This window comes from Testudinibacter sp. TW-1, from assembly GCF_050613185.1.
GTDB lineage: Bacteria > Pseudomonadota > Gammaproteobacteria > Enterobacterales > Pasteurellaceae > Chelonobacter.
Genome location: NZ_CP192511.1, coordinates 428,690 through 446,502, shown reverse-complemented (window position 1 = coordinate 446,502; position 17,813 = coordinate 428,690). Strand labels below are relative to the sequence as shown.

General features: G+C 47.1%; 18 protein-coding genes. 14 read left to right on the top strand and 4 right to left on the bottom strand.

Going from position 1 to position 17,813, the window contains the following annotated elements; all coding sequences use genetic code 11:
- Positions 1–85: 85 nt before the first annotated feature.
- Complete coding sequence (locus ACQ31U_RS02170) at positions 86–1,153, bottom strand: AI-2E family transporter (RefSeq protein WP_431053464.1); 1,068 nt, start codon at positions 1,151–1,153, stop codon at positions 86–88.
- Between the two features lie 110 nt (positions 1,154–1,263).
- On the opposite strand from ACQ31U_RS02170, the gene arsC reads away from it, so the two are divergent.
- Positions 1,264–1,614 (top strand): arsenate reductase (glutaredoxin), encoded by a 351-nt coding sequence (gene arsC, locus ACQ31U_RS02165; protein WP_431053463.1) that lies wholly within the window; start codon positions 1,264–1,266, stop codon positions 1,612–1,614.
- On the opposite strand, the gene hda is transcribed toward arsC, so the two are convergent.
- Genes hda through upp form a run of 3 tightly spaced genes read right to left on the bottom strand, consistent with a single transcriptional unit; the run spans position 1,609 to position 4,236 of the window.
- Positions 1,609–2,310 carry a DnaA inactivator Hda gene (gene hda / locus ACQ31U_RS02160; RefSeq protein WP_431053462.1) on the bottom strand — a complete coding sequence of 234 codons (702 nt, stop codon included), beginning with the start codon at positions 2,308–2,310 and terminating at the stop codon, positions 1,609–1,611. The two genes, arsC and hda, sit on opposite strands and share 6 nt — an antisense overlap.
- Positions 2,311–2,328: 18 nt before the next feature.
- On the bottom strand, positions 2,329–3,591 hold the full coding sequence (locus ACQ31U_RS02155; protein ID WP_431053461.1) for a uracil-xanthine permease family protein: 1,263 nt from the start codon (positions 3,589–3,591) through the stop codon (positions 2,329–2,331).
- 18 nt (positions 3,592–3,609) lie between these two features.
- On the bottom strand, positions 3,610–4,236 hold the full coding sequence (upp, locus tag ACQ31U_RS02150; protein WP_431053460.1) for a uracil phosphoribosyltransferase: 627 nt from the start codon (positions 4,234–4,236) through the stop codon (positions 3,610–3,612).
- Positions 4,237–4,506: 270 nt separating this feature from the next.
- Here upp and purM point away from each other — a divergent pair, with 270 nt between their 5' ends.
- The 13 genes from purM to ACQ31U_RS02085 all read left to right on the top strand — a co-directional run bounded on the left by purM (position 4,507) and on the right by ACQ31U_RS02085 (position 17,716).
- Positions 4,507–5,553 carry a phosphoribosylformylglycinamidine cyclo-ligase gene (purM, locus tag ACQ31U_RS02145; protein WP_431053459.1) on the top strand — a complete coding sequence of 349 codons (1,047 nt, stop codon included), beginning with the start codon at positions 4,507–4,509 and terminating at the stop codon, positions 5,551–5,553.
- Positions 5,550–6,188 carry a phosphoribosylglycinamide formyltransferase gene (gene purN, locus ACQ31U_RS02140; RefSeq protein WP_431053458.1) on the top strand — a complete coding sequence of 213 codons (639 nt, stop codon included), beginning with the start codon at positions 5,550–5,552 and terminating at the stop codon, positions 6,186–6,188. Before purM ends, purN begins: the two co-directional genes overlap by 4 nt.
- A gap of 132 nt (positions 6,189–6,320) precedes the next feature.
- On the top strand, positions 6,321–7,274 hold the full coding sequence (locus ACQ31U_RS02135) for a peptidylprolyl isomerase (RefSeq protein ID WP_431053457.1): 954 nt from the start codon (positions 6,321–6,323) through the stop codon (positions 7,272–7,274).
- Between the two features lie 87 nt (positions 7,275–7,361).
- Positions 7,362–8,207, top strand: coding sequence for a 16S rRNA (adenine(1518)-N(6)/adenine(1519)-N(6))-dimethyltransferase RsmA (gene rsmA / locus ACQ31U_RS02130; RefSeq protein ID WP_431053456.1), 846 nt, complete (start codon positions 7,362–7,364; stop codon positions 8,205–8,207).
- A 9-nt stretch (positions 8,208–8,216) separates the two neighbouring features.
- On the top strand, positions 8,217–9,044 hold the full coding sequence (apaH, locus tag ACQ31U_RS02125) for a bis(5'-nucleosyl)-tetraphosphatase (symmetrical) ApaH (protein WP_431053455.1): 828 nt from the start codon (positions 8,217–8,219) through the stop codon (positions 9,042–9,044).
- 141 nt (positions 9,045–9,185) lie between these two features.
- Positions 9,186–10,055, top strand: a complete 870-nt coding sequence (locus tag ACQ31U_RS02120) for a putative selenate ABC transporter substrate-binding protein (protein ID WP_431053454.1) — start codon at positions 9,186–9,188, stop codon at positions 10,053–10,055.
- Between the two features lie 226 nt (positions 10,056–10,281).
- Positions 10,282–11,043, top strand: a complete 762-nt coding sequence (locus tag ACQ31U_RS02115; RefSeq protein WP_431053453.1) for a phosphonate ABC transporter ATP-binding protein — start codon at positions 10,282–10,284, stop codon at positions 11,041–11,043.
- Entirely contained in the window at positions 11,024–11,797 is a 774-nt protein-coding gene (locus ACQ31U_RS02110; protein ID WP_431053452.1) for a PhnE/PtxC family ABC transporter permease, read from the top strand. The genes ACQ31U_RS02115 and ACQ31U_RS02110 overlap by 20 nt, the downstream gene beginning before the upstream one ends.
- Complete coding sequence (locus ACQ31U_RS02105; protein ID WP_431053451.1) at positions 11,797–12,654, top strand: PhnE/PtxC family ABC transporter permease; 858 nt, start codon at positions 11,797–11,799, stop codon at positions 12,652–12,654. Before ACQ31U_RS02110 ends, ACQ31U_RS02105 begins: the two co-directional genes overlap by 1 nt.
- Positions 12,655–12,833: 179 nt before the next feature.
- Positions 12,834–15,416 (top strand): leucine--tRNA ligase, encoded by a 2,583-nt coding sequence (leuS, locus tag ACQ31U_RS02100; protein ID WP_431053449.1) that lies wholly within the window; start codon positions 12,834–12,836, stop codon positions 15,414–15,416.
- A gap of 57 nt (positions 15,417–15,473) precedes the next feature.
- Positions 15,474–15,974: an LPS assembly lipoprotein LptE gene (gene lptE / locus ACQ31U_RS02095; RefSeq protein WP_431053447.1), complete on the top strand. Its 501-nt coding sequence runs from the start codon at positions 15,474–15,476 to the stop codon at positions 15,972–15,974.
- A 17-nt stretch (positions 15,975–15,991) separates the two neighbouring features.
- Positions 15,992–17,032, top strand: a complete 1,041-nt coding sequence (holA, locus tag ACQ31U_RS02090) for a DNA polymerase III subunit delta (RefSeq protein ID WP_431053445.1) — start codon at positions 15,992–15,994, stop codon at positions 17,030–17,032.
- Positions 17,033–17,125: 93 nt separating this feature from the next.
- The gene (locus ACQ31U_RS02085; protein ID WP_431053443.1) at positions 17,126–17,716 is read left to right on the top strand and encodes a porin family protein; all 591 of its coding nucleotides are present in this window, start codon (positions 17,126–17,128) and stop codon (positions 17,714–17,716) included.
- Positions 17,717–17,813 lie beyond the last annotated feature (97 nt).

The window sequence follows — 17,813 nt, the reverse complement described above, 5'->3', positions numbered from 1 at the left end:
TGATTTCAGCAAGGTTTTAGTTGGGATTATCGAAGAGGCGGTCAAAAAGGGGAAAGTGCGGTTTGAACCGCACTTGGGATGTGTTTTAATATTGTTCGCCCTCTTCATTCGACGGCCAGGCATTGACCACGGCTTTCACCAGTGTTGCCAGCGGGATGGCAAAAAATACGCCCCAAAACCCCCACAAACCGCCGAAAATCAATACCGCCAGAATAATCGTCAGCGGGTGCAAATTCACGGCTTCAGAGAACAGCACCGGCACTAACAGGTTGCCGTCCAGAATTTGGATGATGATATAGCCTAACATCAAATACCACAACGTCGGTGTTACGCCGTATTGCACCAATGCCACCAGCGCAATCGGAATAGTGATTAACACCGCGCCGACATAAGGCACTAACACCGATAGACCGACCCCAACCGCCAGCAGGAGTGGGTAGCGCAAGCCGAAAAAGAGGAATAGAATGTAGGTAAACACGCCCACAATTATGATTTCCACAAATTTACCGCGGATATAGTTGGAAATTTGGGTTTTCATTTCCAACCATACTTGCGAGGCTAAAGTGCGGTTACGCGGCATGAAACGCATAACACCTTGAATTAATTCATTTTTATCTTTAACTAAAAAGAATACCATTAACGGCACTAAAAACGCATAAATCCCGATAGTGACCAAACTCAATAATGAGGAAAGGGAGTAACGCAAGGCAGACTCGCCGAAAGCCAATAATTTGGTACGGACATTGCTGAACAAAGAATCCAACATCGGATAGTCAATCAGATCCGGGTAGTGTTCCGGCAGGGTCAGTAGCCAGACATGCAGTTGATTGATCATATTCGGCAAATCTTGTGCCAATGAGATGGTTTGTGTCCACAAACGCGGTACAACAACGATGGTGATAAACACGATTAGGGTGACAAACAGCAATAAGGTAATACTGACGGCCGCAATCCGCGGCAGTTTGAGTTTTTCGGATAGAAAGGCAATCGGTGCTTCCAGCAGATAAGCCAGCACCAAGGCAATCAACAGCGGCGCGATAATCCCGCTGAAAAAATAGATGGCAATAAAGAGGAAAAATAAAATGGCGAATAGCCCTAAGGCCTGTGGATCAGTAAAGCGGCGTTTATACCATTTTTGAAACATTTCCCACATGGTCATTTTCCTATGGTCAAGTAAATCAGACTTTTTGATTATAACAAGTTATTGACTTAAAGAAAGATTAAAACTATTTTCCAAGCGACAAAATTGATGAGGAGAAAACCATGAGCGTAAAAATCTTACACAATCCAAAATGTTCAAAAAGCCGGGAAACCTTGAAGTTATTAGAAGAACAAGGGATTCGGCCTGAAGTCGAATTATATTTGCAGAAGCATTACTCGGTCGCCGAGTTGCAGCAACTTCGCCGTCGATTGGGGATTAGTGATGTGCGCGAAATGATGCGGGTCAATGATGAACTGTACCGCACTTTAGGGCTGGATAATCCCGAATTTACCCAAGAGCAGCGTTTGGCGGCGATTGCGCAACATTCGTCATTACTGGAACGCCCGATTGTGATCAACGGCGAACAGGCGAGAATTGGGCGCCCGCCGCAAGCGGTGTTGGAAATCTTATAAATTTAAGCAGTGTTTGACGAACGGAATGGTGAGTTTGCGTTTTGCCTGTAGCGACGCTTGATCCAGCTGTTGCAGGGTGTCAAACAGGCTTTGGGTATCCCGTTCCAAACGTTTGAGCAAAAACAGCCCGACTTCGTCCGGCAGTTCCAAGCCGCGTAAGTAGGCGCGTTGTTGCAGGGCTTTCAGTTTTTGTATTTCATCAAGCGGTTGTAGTTTGTGGATTTCGCCCCAACTCAGACGGGAACGGAGATCATTGAGGGAAATGGCGAGGTTACGCGGCGAGCTGTCGCCGCTCAGAATCAAAATGGTGCGTTTTTGCTCTTTAATCCGGTTATATAAATCGAAAAGTGCGGTTTCCCACTTCGCTTGCCCGGCGATCAGTTGCAGATCATCAATGCAGACCAGATCTTGACTTTCCAAGTTATCCAACACATCAGGCGAAAGGTGCCTTGCGTGTTTGAGCGGAATAAAACTGGCGCTGGCGCCGCGATCAAACAGATAATGGCAGCAGGCTTTGAGCAAGTGCGTTCTGCCGCTGCCATTTTCACCGTACAGATAAAAAAATTGCTGTTGCCGCTGTTGCAGGTGATGACGCAACGATTCAAGCAACAGCCGGTTATTTTCCCCGCAGAAATTTTCCAGGGTCAAATCATCAAGCTGTTGAATCGGCAATGTCAGTTGGACTGCGGTTGTCAAACGTTCACCTGCTTTTGATTAGATAAGGGGTTCTTCCTTGGCTTTGGGTAAAACCAAGTTCATGATCACGGCAACAATGGCACATAAACTGATACCTTTGAGCGAAACTTCGCCGACATTTAACATCATACCGCCGATACCGAAAGTCATCACCACCGAGATAATGCACAGGTTGCGCGGTTCGGAGACATTGACTTGCGCTTTAATCAGCGTACTCATGCCGACCACGGCAATCGAGCCGAACACCAACATCATAATCCCGCCCATCACTATGGTCGGAATCGTGGACAGGAACGCGCCGACTTTGCCGCAGAACGAGATTGCAATCGCCCACACCGCCGCCCACGTCATGATATTCGGGTTAAAATTACGGGTCAGCATTACCGCGCCGGTCACTTCGGCATAAGTGGTATTTGGCGGCCCCCCTAAGAACGAGGCGGCGGAAGTGGCGATTCCGTCACCGAGTAAAGTGCGGTGCAATCCCGGCTGTTTCAAGAAATCTTTGCCGGTGACCGAGCTGATCGCCATAATACCGCCGACGTGTTCAATCGCCGGTGCAATCGCAATCGGTAGCAAATAGAGAATCGCTTCCAGCTTAAATTCCGGGGTGGTCAAGGTCGGCAGGCTGAACCAATCGGCTTTGGCAATGGCGCTGAAATCAACCAAGCCCATTGTTAACGCCAGAATATAACCGACGGTAATGCCGAACATAATGGGCACTAAGCGCATTAAGCCTTTGGTAAACACGGCGACGATGAGCGTGGTCAGCAAGGTTGCCATCGAAACCAAAACCGCTTGTTGATACGGGAAAATTTGTGAGCCGTCGCCGCCTTTGCCTAGCGCCATATTCACCGCTAACGGTGCCAGCCCCATACCGATAATCATGATAATCGGACCGACCACCACCGGCGGAAACACCCGCTGCAAAATGCCGGCGCCTTTTAATTTAACCAACGCACTTAATGCCACGTAAACCAAGCCTGCGCCCATCAAGCCGCCCATTGTCACCGGCAAGCCCCAAGTGGCGATACCGTATTGCATTGGCGCAATAAAGGCGAAAGAGGACGCGAGGAAAATCGGCACTTGGCGACGGGTACAGAGTTGGAATAATAACGTACCGACACCGGCAGTCAAAAGTGCGGTATTGCTGTCAAGTCCGACAATCAACGGCACTAGGACTAGCGCACCGAAAGCCACGAATAACATTTGCAGCCCGACGAACGCCTGCTTGATTTGGCTTTGTGCCGGCAGATCGTCATGTACCGGAATAGAATTTTGCATGATATTGATTCCGCTTAATTATTTGGTGCCGAAAATTTTATCACCGGCGTCGCCTAAGCCCGGAATGATATAACCTTGTTCGTTCAAGTGATCATCAATCGACGCGGTGTACAACTCGACGTCGGGATGGGCTTTTTCCAAGGCGGCAATCCCTTCCGGCGCAGCCACTAACACCAAAACTTTGATTGAACGGCAGCCTTTGGCTTTCAATAAGTCGATCGTCGCGACCATTGAACCGCCGGTGGCAAGCATTGGATCGACCACAATCGCCAACCGCTCTTCCAAATCCCCCGCCAGTTTTTGGAAATACGGCACCGGTTCGAGGGTTTCTTCATTACGGTACATGCCGACCACGCTGATACGCGCGCTTGGAATATGTTCTAACACGCCGTCCATCATCCCCAATCCGGCGCGCAGAATCGGCACAACCGTGACTTTTTTGCCTTTAATCCGCTCAACTTCGACCGGGCCGTTCCAACCGTCGATAATCACTTTTTCCGTTTCTAAATCGGCGGTGGCTTCATAGGTCAGCAGACTGCCGACCTCGGTGGCAAGTTGGCGAAAGTTTTTAGTATTGATTTCAGCGGCGCGCATTAAACCGAGTTTATGCTTGATGAGAGGGTGTTTGACTTGAACCAGTTTCATTTTCTGCTCCTTGCTTAGGTTCTGGTGACCTTTTGTTTATTTGTTAAATTTTAATAGATAGGTTAAAGAATTAATAGCTTTTTATATCAAGCCGCGTTAATTTTGCCGAATGTCCGCGAAAAAGCGGACGGCGTCGTGATACCTGAATTTAGCTATCGCCAATAATTAACCGGGCATGTTACAATTATCACCGTTTGAATTATGCACACCGTAAAGCGGTGCTGATTCTAACTATGTCTTTTAGCTAAACAACTGAAACAGGAACTCATCGTGGAAAAGAAATCATTAAGTTATAAAGATGCCGGCGTTGACATTAATGCAGGTAATGATTTGGTTGACAGAATTAAAGAAGATGTCAAACGAACCCGCCGTCCGGAAGTGATGGGCGGACTTGGTGGTTTTGGAGCCTTGTGTTCTATCCCGAGCAAATATAAAGAGCCGGTGCTGGTTTCAGGCACGGACGGCGTCGGCACAAAACTGCGTCTGGCGATTGATTTGAATAAACACGATACCATCGGTGTGGATTTGGTTGCGATGTGCGTCAACGATTTGGTGGTGCAAGGGGCGGAGCCGCTGTTTTTCCTTGATTATTATGCGACCGGCAAACTGGACGTGGATGTGGCGGCAGACGTGATTAAAGGCATTGCCGACGGTTGCGAACAGTCCGGCTGCGCTTTGGTCGGCGGCGAAACGGCGGAAATGCCGGGTATGTATCATGCGGGCGATTATGATCTGGCCGGTTTCTGTGTCGGCGTGGTGGAAAAAAGCGAGATTATCGATGCCAGCAAAGTGAAAGTTGGCGACAGCCTGATTGCGCTTGCTTCCAGCGGACCGCACTCTAACGGCTATTCGTTGATTCGCAAAGTGTTGGAAGTGAGCGGCGCAGACGCCGCAACCGAATTGCTCGACGGCAAACCATTGGCGGAACATCTGTTAGCGCCGACCAAAATTTATGTGAAATCGGTATTACAACTGATCAAACACGTTGACGTGCACGCTATTTCTCATTTGACCGGTGGCGGTTTCTGGGAAAATATTCCGCGCGTTTTGCCGGCGCACGTGAAAGCAGTGATTAATGAAAGCAGTTGGCAGTGGGATTCCATTTTCAATTGGCTGCAACAACAAGGCAATATTGATCGCCACGAAATGTACCGCACTTTTAACTGTGGCGTCGGGATGGTGATTGCCCTACCGCAAAACGACGTGGAAACCGCACTTGCCTTATTGCAACAAGCCGGCGAAAAAGCGTGGGTGATCGGACAGATTGAGGCGTTGGGCAGTGATGAAAGCCAACAAGTGGTTATGCCGGTCGTATGATCAGAATTGCAGTCTTAATTTCCGGTGACGGCAGCAATTTGCAGGCATTGCTCGATGCCTGCGCAAGCGGACGGATTAACGGCAAAATCGTGACCGTGGTCAGCAATAAAGCCGAGGCTTACGGCTTGCAACGGGCGCAACAGGCGGGAATTGAAAACCGCACTTTCTTGCGTAAAGCCTATGCCGATAATCAAGCCATGGATTTGGCGATTGCCGGCTATTTGCAGCAGCAACAAGTGGATTTAATCGTCTTGGCGGGTTATATGAAAATCCTCAGCCCGGCGTTTATCCGGCCGTTTGCCGATAGAATTCTGAATATCCACCCGTCGTTATTACCCAAATATCCTGGCTTGGATACCTATCGTCGAGCCATGGAAGCGGGCGAGCGGCAACACGGCACCACGGTGCATTTTGTGAATGAAGAAGTGGATGCCGGTGCGATTGTGCTACAAGCCAAAGTGCCGATTTTCAGCGATGATCAAGAGCAGGATGTGATTGATCGCGTGAAGGCGCAAGAATTGCAAATTTATCCGCTGGTGGTCGCTTGGTTTGCCGATGGGCGTTTGCGTTTGCAAGACGGCAAAGCCTATCTGGATCAGCAACAATTGCCTTCGGACGGCTATGCCGCCGATTAAATCTGTTTGGGACGAGGCTGAAATTGTTGAATAATTAAGCGATTGTCAGCTATTATCCCAATTAATGGGAATTTTTTTGCAAAAATAGGTTCTAAGCAACGTATCCTTTTACTGATGAGAATTGGAAGAACAATGAAATTGAACAAGATCAAAGCAAAATTTATCTGTAGCCTCATGTTTTTGGTAACGTGTATGTTGCCATTACAAGCGAGCGCAGCAGAAAAAGTCGTCGCAACAGTGAATGGTTATCCGATTCTGGCAAGCCAAGTCAAAAAAGAGCTGGGTAAAAAGGCGGATAATGCCGGCAACCGTCAAAAAGCCTTAGACGGCATTATTGATGATATTCTGGTGCAACAAGCGATTCGTGAATCCGGGGTGCGGATTAGCGGCGGGCAGGTTGATCAGGTGTTCCAAAGTATTGCCGACAGCAACGGGCTAACTTGGGGACAACTGTTAGATGTCTTGGAGTATCAAGGGGTTAATTATCACCAATACCGCAATCAAATTGCACATCAACTGTTGATGAACGAAGTGCGGCAACAAAATATCGGCAAAAGTATTGAAGTGACCCGCGAACAGGTTGAAGAACTCGGCAATAGCTTGCGACAACAGGCGCAAAAGCGCGGTAAAGTGCAAAAACACACCGCGACCGAATACCGCGTGCGCCATATTCTGTTAAAAACCAACCCGATTTTGACCGACGCTAAAGCCAAAGCGGAATTAAGCCGAATCCGTGCCGACATTCTCGCCAAGAAGACCAGCTTTGAAGCGGCGGCAAAAGCCAATTCCAAAGATTATTTATCCGGTGATAAAGGCGGTGATTTGGGCTTTGCCTTCCCGGAAATTTATGTGCCGGAATTTGCCAAAGTGGTGCGCAGTAGCAAACAAGGCGGGATTTCGCAACCGTTTAAAACCGAACACGGCTGGCATATTTTACAAGTGACGGAAACGCGCAAAGGTGATCGCACCGATGACTTCTACCGTCAAAAAGCCTACGAGCAAATCGTCAACAAACAAGCACAGGCGGAAGCGCGGGATTGGATCAGCGGCTTGCGCAAACGCGCCGAGATTAAAATCCTGGATTAATCTGACCGCACTTTTAAAAATCCCGCACTTGGCGGGATTTTTGTTTTATACTTAGCAACAATTTTCTTGTGAACAGACCAACGATTTATGAATTCAAAAAAACATTTAGGGCACACCGCGCGGAAACGCTTCGGGCAGAATTTCTTACACGATCAAAACGTGATTCAAGGGATCGTCGCGGCGATTTATCCGCAAAAAGATCAATATCTGGTCGAAATCGGACCGGGCTTGGGCGCATTGACCGAGCCGGTGGCGGAGCAGTTGGATCATTTAACCGTGATTGAACTTGACCGCGATCTTGCCGAACGTTTGCGCCATCATCCGTTTTTACACCAAAAACTGACCGTGATTGAACAAGATGTAATGCAGGTCGATTTTCGTCAACTGTTTGAGCAAGCCGGGCAAAAAGTGCGGGTGTTCGGCAACTTGCCGTATAACATTTCCACCCCGTTGATGTTCCACCTGTTCAACTACTACGACAGCATTCAAGATATGCACTTTATGTTGCAAAAAGAGGTGGTGAAACGCTTGTGTGCCGGACCGAACAGCAAAGCCTACGGGCGGTTAACCATTATGGCGCAATATTTCTGTCGGGTGATTCCGGTGTTGGAAGTACCGCCGAGCGCATTTAAACCGGCACCGAAAGTGGATTCGGCGGTGGTGCGTTTGATTCCGCACGCCAGCTTGCCACATCCGGTAAAAGATCTGTATTGGCTCAATCGGGTGTGCAGCCAAGCCTTTAACCAACGGCGCAAAACCTTGCGTAACGCACTTTCCACCCTGTTTAGCGCAGAGCAGTTGACCGCACTTGGGATTGATCAAAATGCGCGTGCGGAAAATCTGGCGCTTGCCGATTATGCCCGTTTAGCCGACTGGCTGGCGGACAATCCGCCGCAAGTCGAGCGTGGGCAAATTTCAGCGGACGAAGAATAGGAGCAAGTAATGGCAACCTATATCGTCGGTGATCTGCAAGGCTGTTTTGACGAACTGCAACTGCTGTTAGACAAAGTGCGGTTTGATCCGCAACGGGACGAGCTGTGGCTGGTCGGCGATTTGGTGGCTCGCGGTGATAAATCGTTAGAATGCTTGCGTTTTGTTAAATCATTGGGCGAAAGTGCCAAAACCGTATTAGGCAATCACGATCTACATCTGATCGCCACCGCACTTGGATTGAAATCGATTAAGAAAAAAGATCGGGTCGATACGATTTTTGCCGCCGACGATTTTGAAGAATTGATTGACTGGTTACGCCATCAGCCGTTACTGCGTCAGCACCCTAAGTATGGTTTTATTATGTGCCATGCCGGAATCAGCCCCGATTGGACTTTGCGCCGAGCCAAGAAAAGCGCGGCGGAAGTGGAGGCGGTGTTGCAACAGGGCGACTACCGCACGTTGATTAAAGAGATGTATGGCGAACAACCGGATCGTTGGAACAAGCAGCTGAAAGGGATAGAACGGCTGCGTTATATTATCAACGCCTTCACCCGCATGCGGTTCTGCTACGCCGATCACCGCCTTGATTTTGCTTGTAAAACCACGTTAGCCGAAGCGCCGCCGGATTTATTCCCGTGGTATGAGTTGGATAACGCCACTTATCAACAGCAACCGATTATCTTCGGACACTGGGCGAGCCTCGTCGGCGAAACCATGCCAAAAGGCATTTACGCCCTCGATTCCGGCTGTGTGTGGGGCAACTATATGACCCTGTTGCGTTGGGAAGATCAGCAGTTTTTTTATCAAAGAGCGGTTAAAAATTATCAGCAATTTTAGCTTACAAGGAATTAAGCTATTACAAAATGCCCCTTGTTTTTTTCGTTTAAATCTCGTATCTTTCCACAGTTCATTTTTGAGAATGAATATCTAAAAAAATGCTAAATCCATTTTAGCAACCTTTCAAAATTCGGAGAAAATATGAAAAAACTGTTTGCAAGTTTTGCGACGGGTTTTGCGGCGTTAAGTGTCTTACTTAGCCCGACAACGTTGTTCGCCAACACCACCTTTAAAATTAGTGCCATTCCTGATTATAACGCCACTGAAATGACCCGTTCATTCGATAGCTTTGCCGATTATTTAGGCAAAGAAACCGGATTAACCGTGCAATATGTGCCTGTCACAGATTATGCTGCGGTAGTGACCGCATTCCGCCGCGGGGAAATTGATTTAGTCTGGTTCGGCGGTTTAACCGGTGTGCAGGCGCGTGCACGAGTAGAAGGTGCTGAAGCTATCGCACAGCGTCCGCAAGATGAAACATTCCAGTCTGTGTTTATTAAACAAACCGCACTTGAAAATGTGAAAGACATCAAGGATGTGAAAGGTCACACTTTGGCTTTCGGTAGCGAAAGTTCGACATCCGGCCACTTAATGCCGCGTTTTTTCTTATCTGAAGCGGGTATCAATCCGGAAAAGGATTTAGACTCACAGCCTACTTACAGTGGTTCACATGATAAAACCTACGGTTTAGTGGAAGCGGGCAGTGTACAAATCGGTGCGGTAAATAAACAGTATTGGGACAAAATGGTGACAGAAGGCAAAGTAGATAGCAGCAAAGTGGCGTTATTTTATACTACGCCCGAATACTACGATTACAACTGGACCATCAATTTAGTCGATAAAAAATTCGGCGAAGGTACCAAAGAAAAAGTGAAAGCCGCATTATTAAAAGCCGATAACTCAAGTTCTGAGGTAATGAATTTACTTTCCGCTGAGAAGTTTATCGAAACAAATAATGACAACTACAACGATATTGAGAAAGTCGCAAAAGAGTTAAAGTTAATTAAATAATTTTATTCGACAGCGACCTACGGTCGCAATCGGTTAAGCATTGGGGAGAGGCTTTGCCTCTCTAAAGCAGCCGCAAAGCGGCTGATCTATGCGTAACCTAGTACGGCTTTGCCGTGCTAGGCTAAAAAAGCTCAATTTGAGCTTAAATAACATATTTAAAAGATCAATAGATCGCTAATGGCATATTTTAGGATATGCCATTAATACATTCCCACAAGGATTATTTATGTCTCAATATCTCCTTTCTTTACAAAATGTTGCCAAACATTTTAATGAAAAAATTGTATTAGACCAAGTCTCACTCAATATTCAAGCAGGTGAAATTATTGCGCTGGTCGGTCCAAGCGGATCGGGAAAATCAACCCTAATGAATGCGATTATGCGTTCCATCGAACTCTCAAGCGGCGCAATCTTCATTGATCATAAAAATATTCAGGATTATCGCAATAACAAAGAATATGCCCAAAAAGTCGGCATGTTACATCAGCAATACGACTTAGTGAAACAACTGGAAGTTGTACATAATGTGTTAGCCGGTCGATTGAATCATTGGGGGCTATGGCAATCTTTACTCTCTCTGATTAAACCGCAACAACGCCATATTGCCGAACAAGCCCTAAGTGCGGTGGGATTACAGGAAAAAATTAATCAACCGACCACAGAATTATCCGGTGGCGAACAACAGCGCGTTGCGATTGCGCGTTTATTGGTACAAAATCCCATGTTGATCTTAGCGGATGAACCGGTTTCCGCTCTTGATCCGGTGAATGCTCAAAATGTGTTGGCACTCTTAACAAAACTGGTGCGAAAACAAAATAAAACCCTGATTGCCAGTATGCATTCGGTGGAATATGCCAAAGCCTATTTTGATCGCATGATCGGCATTAAAGCAGGCAAAATCGTATTTGATCTGCAAACCAATCAAGTTACCCAACAACAACTTAATGCCTTATACGGATTAGTACAAGATGAAATTATCATTGACTGAACGCCGTAATTTTCTCACGTTAATGTTGTTGTTGGCATTTTTGTTGAGCCTGTTTGCCATTGATCATGAAAAAGGCATTATGCATTCCGGCGGTTGGACAACGCTGCAACGGCTATTTTCAAGTCTTCTTCAGCCTGATTTGTCGCCTGAATTATTAATATTAGCATTGCAATCCAGCCTGCTCACCTTTGCTTATGCGTTACTTACGCTTTCCTTAGCGTTAATTGGCGGATTTTTCTTAGCGATTTTTGCTTCCGGCGTATTACTTCCTTCAACATGCTTACAAACGGCTGCGAGAGCAATTCTCGGTTTTTTGCGGGCTATCCACGAACTGATTTGGGCATGGTTTTTTGTCGCCGCAGTGGGCTTAAATCCAATCGGTGCGGTCTTTGCGTTGGCAATTCCGTATTCCGGCTATCTCGGTAAAATTTTTGCGGATACCTTGCAAGCAGTGCCTTATAAACCTATCGCCGCTTTAAAACAAGCCGGAGCCACTCCGCGGCAATTACTGATTTACGGCTATTTGCCGCAAGCCTTGCCGATGATGTTGAGTTACACCATGTATCGCCTAGAATGTGCCATTCGTTCCTCTTCCGTGCTGTCGTTTGTGGGCTTGGGCGGTATCGGTATGCAAATTCAGCTTTCCTTGCAGGATTTACGCTATGATCAAGTCTGGACCTTTTTGATTTTCTTGGTCGCGCTGATCGTCTTGATTGATCGCTGGAGCTATGCGGTGAGAAAGAGAGTGAAATAATGAATAAATTATCACAACATGTTGATCGCCATTTTATAAAATATTCCTTTTGGGCGGTATTAGGCTTAATTGTTTGGTCTTGGCTGTATATTCTAAAAGATCAACCTAATGCGTTATCTGATCTCTTTCGCGCTGAAAACGGGGATTATTTAGTTGAATTTATGGAAGGCATGTTAGGGGTAGGCGAAGAAACACCGGCTTATCTTGATCCTGAAATGTGGCAAAAGGCGTTAGTGCTGACTTGGGAAACCTTTGTGATGAGCATTTTGGCGACGGGCATTGCCGCGATTGCTACGTTTATTTTAGTCTTGCCTTCCGCTCGCAATGTGGTACAGGGGAAATTAGGTTTTCAAGCCCATTGGTATCACAAAGTGGCTTATCATATTAGTCGTTTTTTCTTTTTGTTCAGTCGTGCCGTTCCTGAACTGATGTGGGCGATGATTTTAGTCTTTATCTTCAAACCCGGCATTGTGCCCGGCGCTTTGGCTCTCGCCATTCATAACCTCGGGGTATTAGGTAAATTATGTGGTGAAGTGATTGAAGAGATGGATGAAAAACCGATCCGTCATTTAGCCCAAAATGGGGCTTCACAACTGCAAATTCTGTTTTACGGGATTTATCCTAGTGTCATGCCGAGCTTTTTAAATTATATTTTATACCGCATGGAAAATATTATTCGCGCCACATTAATTGTGGGTTTTGTCGGGGCTAGCGGATTAGGCATGCAATTTAAGTTAGCCATGAGTTTTTTCCATTATTCCGAAATCACGCTGTATTTGTTGTGCTATCTGTTGTTAGTCTATGTCACCGATTTTTTATCGGCTTGGGCGAAGCGTTATATTGCGGCGAAAGGTTAGGATTTGTTTATAATTTGAGCTGTTACTATGCTTTTTCCTATGCTGTATTTTGCGCTGTTTTGCACCAAGCCAAGCGCAATAAATTCTGTTATTCTGCGCCATTCTAAGCTATTCTATATCCCATTTTCTATTTAACCGCAAAAGTGCGGTTTTTTGTGTTGATAAAAGGTAATTTCGCTATGCAAGAGCAATATCGTCCGGATCAGATTGAACCGAAAGTGCAGAATTATTGGTTGGATAACAAAGTGTTCGCCGCCAAGATTGATTTAAGCAAACAAAAATACTACTGCCTCTCGATGTTCCCTTATCCGTCAGGACGTTTACATATGGGACACGTGCGCAACTACACCATCGGCGACGTGGTGGCGCGCTATCAGCGGATGAACGGCAAAAATGTATTGCAGCCGATTGGCTGGGACGCATTCGGTATGCCGGCGGAAAATGCGGCGATCAAAAACAAAACCGCACCTGCACCTTGGACCTATGAAAATATTGCTTACATGAAACAGCAATTGAAAATGCTCGGCTTCGGTTATGATTGGGATCGTGAACTGACCACCTGCAAACCGGAATACTACAAATGGGAACAGTGGTTCTTCACCGAGCTGTATAAAAAGGGTTTAGTTTATAAAAAAACCTCAGTGGTGAACTGGTGTCCGAACGATGAAACCGTATTGGCGAATGAGCAGGTTGATGAAGGTCGCTGTTGGCGTTGCGACACCCCTGTGGTGCAAAAAGAGATTCCGCAGTGGTTTGTGAAAATCACCGAGTATGCCGAGCAATTATTGCAGGGTTTAGACGGCTTACCGCAGTGGCCGGATCAAGTGAAAAGTATGCAACGCAACTGGATCGGGCGTTCCGAGGGCGTGGAAATCATCTTCCAAGTTGCCGACAGTGATGACAGCGTGGCGGTTTACACCACGCGCCCTGATACCTTGTTCGGCGTGTCCTTTTTAGCGGTGGCAGCAGCGCACCCGTTGGCGGAAAAAGCGGCGTTGAATAATCCTGAATTGGCGCAGTTTATCGCTGAGAGCAAAAATGCCAAAGTTGCCGAAGCGGATCTCGCCACCATGGAAAAGAAAGGGATGGCGACCGGCTTGGAAGTGATTCACCCGTTAACCGGCAAAAAAGTACCGGTGTGGGTGGCGAATTTCGTGTTAATGCACTACGGCACGGGCGCAGTGATGGCTGTGCCGGCGCACGATCAACGCGATTATGAATTTGCGCAAAAATACGCTTTAGCGATTAACGCCGTGATTCGTCCGAGCGATGCCGAACAACCTGACATCAGCCAAGCAGCGTACACCGACTACGGCGTGTTGATCAACTCCGGTAAATTTGACGGTTTGGATTTTGAGCAGGCATTTAATGCGATTGCCGATGAACTGGAAAGTTTGAATGTCGGCAAACGTCAAGTGAATTACCGCTTACGCGATTGGGGCGTTTCCCGTCAGCGTTACTGGGGCGCCCCGATTCCGATGTTGACCTTGGAAAACGGTGAGGTTGTGCCGGTGCCAATGGACGATTTGCCGGTGATTCTGCCGGAAGATGTGGTGATGGATGGTGTGCAAAGCCCGATTAAAGCCGACCCGAACTGGGCGAAAACCACGTTTAACGGGCAGCCTGCGTTGCGTGAAACCGATACCTTCGACACCTTTATGGAATCGTCGTGGTACTACGCCCGTTACACCTGCCCGCAATACCAAGGCGGGATGCTAGACAGCGAAGAAGCGAATTATTGGCTGCCGGTCGATCAATATATCGGCGGCATTGAACACGCCACCATGCACTTGTTGTATTTCCGCTTCTATCACAAACTGCTGCGTGATGCGGGCTTACTGCAAGCGGATGAACCGGTGAACAAATTGTTGTGTCAAGGCATGGTGTTGGCGGACGCTTACTACTATATTTCCGAATCGAACGAACGTATCTGGGTATCGCCGACCGAAGTCACGGTCGAGCGCGATGACAAAGGTCGCATTAGCAAAGCGGTGGATAAAGACGGACATGAACTGGTGCACGCCGGTATGACCAAAATGTCCAAATCGAAAAACAACGGTATCGATCCGCAAGAAATGGTGGAAAAATACGGTGCGGACACCGTGCGCCTGTTTATGATGTTTGCGTCGCCGGCGGAAATGACCTTAGAATGGCAAGAGGCGAGCGTGGAAGGGGCGAACCGTTTCTTACGCCGCCTATGGAATTTGGTGTTTGAATATCAGAAAAATCCGGCAACGGCAGCCTTGGATTTGGCAGCATTAAGTGCGGATCAAAAATCATTGCGTCGCGATTTGCATAAAACCATCGCCAAAGTGAGCGATGATGTCGGTCGCCGCCAAACCTTTAACACCGCGATTGCGGCGATTATGGAGTTGATGAACAAATTGACCCGTGCGCCGTTAGCCAGCGAACAGGATCGCGCGGTGATGGCGGAAGCGCTAAGTGCGGTGGTGAGAATGTTGTATCCGATCACGCCGCATATCTGCTTTACCTTATGGCAAGCGCTGGGCAACAGCGATACCATCGATTTCGCACCGTGGGTGGAAGCGGATCAAGCGGCGATGATCGACGATGAAAAACTGATCGTGGTGCAAGTGAACGGCAAGGTGCGCGGCAAATTCACCGTGGCGGCCGACGCGGCGGAAGAGGCGATTAAACAAACCGCACTTGCCGATGATAACGTCGCGCGCCACTTGGACGGTTTGAATATCGTCAAAGTGATTTATGTGCCGGGCAAATTGTTGAGCTTCGTTGCAAAATAAGCCATGCTGACCGCACTTTTAGTCCAAGTGCGGTTTCTGATCATAAGGATTCAAATTATGCTGAAAAAAACCTATACCTTGTTACTGTGTTGTAGCGCACTTTTATTGAGTGCCTGCGGTTTTCAATTTGCCAACCAAGGCGGAATCGAAAAGGAATTCCGAACCATCAAGTTGCAAAGCGCCGAACCCTATGATTATCTGACACGTGAAGTGCGTAACCAATTACGTTTACATCAGGTCAAGATTGTGCAAAGCGGCGATGTACCGGAATTACGCATTAAAGAGCATACGCTCTCGTCCAATGTGGTTTCGGTATTTAAGCAGGGCAGAGAGGCGGAAAAGTTACTCAGTCTGAATCTGAATGCAACGATGTATGTGCCGGGGCGCGGCGAATTTCCGTTAAGCTTGCGCAACAGCCGCACATTTTTTGACGATTCCCGTGCAGCCTTGGCAAAATCCGCGGAAGAAGATGTGATTTACAATGATATGCGCAGCCAAGCGGCACGCCAACTGATTATTAAAATCATCAGTTTGCAAAAGCAATTGGACACGCCGTAGTGCCGTAAGCACACGCCATGAAAAGAATTCCAGCCGTTCAATTGAAAAACCAGCTAGCGCAAAGTCTTGCCCCGAGTTATCTGTTGCTCGGGCAAGATTTACTGTTATTGGACGAATCGCGCCAAGCTTTATTACAAGCCGCCAAAAAACAACAATTTGATGAGATCTTAACCCGAACGATTGATAACAACAGCGATTGGGATGAGATTTATCAACATTGCCAAGCACGCGGTCTGTTTTCTGAAAAATCGGTGCTTATTCTGACGCTGCCGGACAATCTCAGCCAAACGGTACAAAAAAAACTAGCCACCTTGGTTGAATTGTTACACCAAGATATTTTACTGATTCTGCAAGTGGCGAAGTTTAATCTGCAAACCGAAAAACAGGCATGGTTTACCGCACTTGAACAGTATGCCGGCGGGGCGATCGTGTTAGTGAACTGCCAAACTCCGACCGCCGAACAACTGCCGCAGTGGATCCGGCAGCGCGCCAAGGACGAAGCGTTACAGCTTGACAACGAAGCGGTGCAACTGTTGAGTTATAGCTATGAAAGCAACTTATTGGCACTGAAACAGCTGCTAAATTTGCTCAAATTGCGCTATCCCGAGGGCAAAATCAACTATCTTAAAGCCAAAACCTGTGTCGAGCAGGCTTCGGTCTTTACCCCTTATCAATGGTTAGACGCCATGCTGGAAGGCAAAACCAAAAGAGCAGTGCGGATTTTGCATGCGCTGCGGCAGGAAGAAATACAGCCGCTGATTTTATTACGCAGTGCACAAAAAGAGTTGATGACGATTTTACAGTTAAGCGGCGCAGAAAGTATGCTTAACAGCGCCGATCCATTACCGTTACATCAGTTACGGCAACAATTTGATCGTTTGCGGGTGTGGCAAAACCGCCGCCTGTTTTTCACCAAAGCAATGCAACGTATGAGCTACGCCGATCTGTTTCGTCTCTTGCAAAAACTGGCGGAGATCGAACGGGTGTTGAAACGCGATTTTGATGCCGATGTGTGGCCGATGTTTGAAGATTTCACCTTGGTTTTTTCCCACCATTAAACGACGGCAATTAGCGCTAGTCAGATGAAGCGACTTTGGTTAAAATACCATCAATTAAGATTGACACTATTTTCATTTTGCAAGGAGAAAACAATGAAAAAATTATTACTTCCCGTTTTATTCGCGGCGCTTGCCGCCTCAAGTGCGGTGCAGGCGGCACCGGCAGGACAGACCTTTGTCGGTCCGTCCGTGGGTTTGAATTTAGCGACGAACAAAGGCACCGCCAGCGGCGGCACCGAGGTTTCGTTTAAACGTTTTACTTCCCTTAATTTAATCGGCGATTACGGTTTTGATTACGGTAATGATTTTGTCGGTCTGCCTTATGCTTCAATCAAATTATTCGGCGATAAACTGGGGGAATCGGACACCTTGAATATCAGTAATTCTTCCCGCTCCAAGATTAAGCAGCGTGATCACTACGCACTGGGCTATGCGCAAGGCTACCGTATCACCCCGAATTTATTGGGATTCGGTAAAGTGAACTATAACTATTCCGAGATCAAATTTGAGAATTTGAATAACGACAAACGCAATTTTAAAGGATTTGGTTATGGCGCAGGCGTGCGTTATGCGTTGGATTCGGATATTGAGCTAGGCGTTGAATATCTTCGTTCCAACTTAAAACACGGCGATGATAAGCTTAAGTTGAACACCTTTGATTTTTCCGCCTCTTACCGTTTTTAGGTTAATACAAAACGTGTATTGATAGTCAACCCCGTCTTCAAAACGGGGTTTTTTGTTAACTGGATCACAAAAATGCAATTCAACTAAAACGTTTTAG

Bases quoted from the DNA above. Each gene is read 5' to 3' on its own strand.
- ACQ31U_RS02170 (WP_431053464.1), bottom strand. From the start codon at position 1,153: ATGTGGGAAATGTTTCAAAAATGGTATAAACGCCGCTTTACTGATCCA.
- arsC (WP_431053463.1), top strand. From the start codon at position 1,264: ATGAGCGTAAAAATCTTACACAATCCAAAATGTTCAAAAAGCCGGGAA.
- ACQ31U_RS02155 (WP_431053461.1), bottom strand. From the start codon at position 3,591: ATGCAAAATTCTATTCCGGTACATGACGATCTGCCGGCACAAAGCCAA.
- upp (WP_431053460.1), bottom strand. From the start codon at position 4,236: ATGAAACTGGTTCAAGTCAAACACCCTCTCATCAAGCATAAACTCGGT.
- purN (WP_431053458.1), top strand. From the start codon at position 5,550: ATGATCAGAATTGCAGTCTTAATTTCCGGTGACGGCAGCAATTTGCAG.
- ACQ31U_RS02135 (WP_431053457.1), top strand. From the start codon at position 6,321: ATGAAATTGAACAAGATCAAAGCAAAATTTATCTGTAGCCTCATGTTT.
- rsmA (WP_431053456.1), top strand. From the start codon at position 7,362: ATGAATTCAAAAAAACATTTAGGGCACACCGCGCGGAAACGCTTCGGG.
- apaH (WP_431053455.1), top strand. From the start codon at position 8,217: ATGGCAACCTATATCGTCGGTGATCTGCAAGGCTGTTTTGACGAACTG.
- ACQ31U_RS02120 (WP_431053454.1), top strand. From the start codon at position 9,186: ATGAAAAAACTGTTTGCAAGTTTTGCGACGGGTTTTGCGGCGTTAAGT.
- ACQ31U_RS02115 (WP_431053453.1), top strand. From the start codon at position 10,282: ATGTCTCAATATCTCCTTTCTTTACAAAATGTTGCCAAACATTTTAAT.
- ACQ31U_RS02110 (WP_431053452.1), top strand. From the start codon at position 11,024: ATGAAATTATCATTGACTGAACGCCGTAATTTTCTCACGTTAATGTTG.
- ACQ31U_RS02105 (WP_431053451.1), top strand. From the start codon at position 11,797: ATGAATAAATTATCACAACATGTTGATCGCCATTTTATAAAATATTCC.
- leuS (WP_431053449.1), top strand. From the start codon at position 12,834: ATGCAAGAGCAATATCGTCCGGATCAGATTGAACCGAAAGTGCAGAAT.
- lptE (WP_431053447.1), top strand. From the start codon at position 15,474: ATGCTGAAAAAAACCTATACCTTGTTACTGTGTTGTAGCGCACTTTTA.
- holA (WP_431053445.1), top strand. From the start codon at position 15,992: ATGAAAAGAATTCCAGCCGTTCAATTGAAAAACCAGCTAGCGCAAAGT.
- ACQ31U_RS02085 (WP_431053443.1), top strand. From the start codon at position 17,126: ATGAAAAAATTATTACTTCCCGTTTTATTCGCGGCGCTTGCCGCCTCA.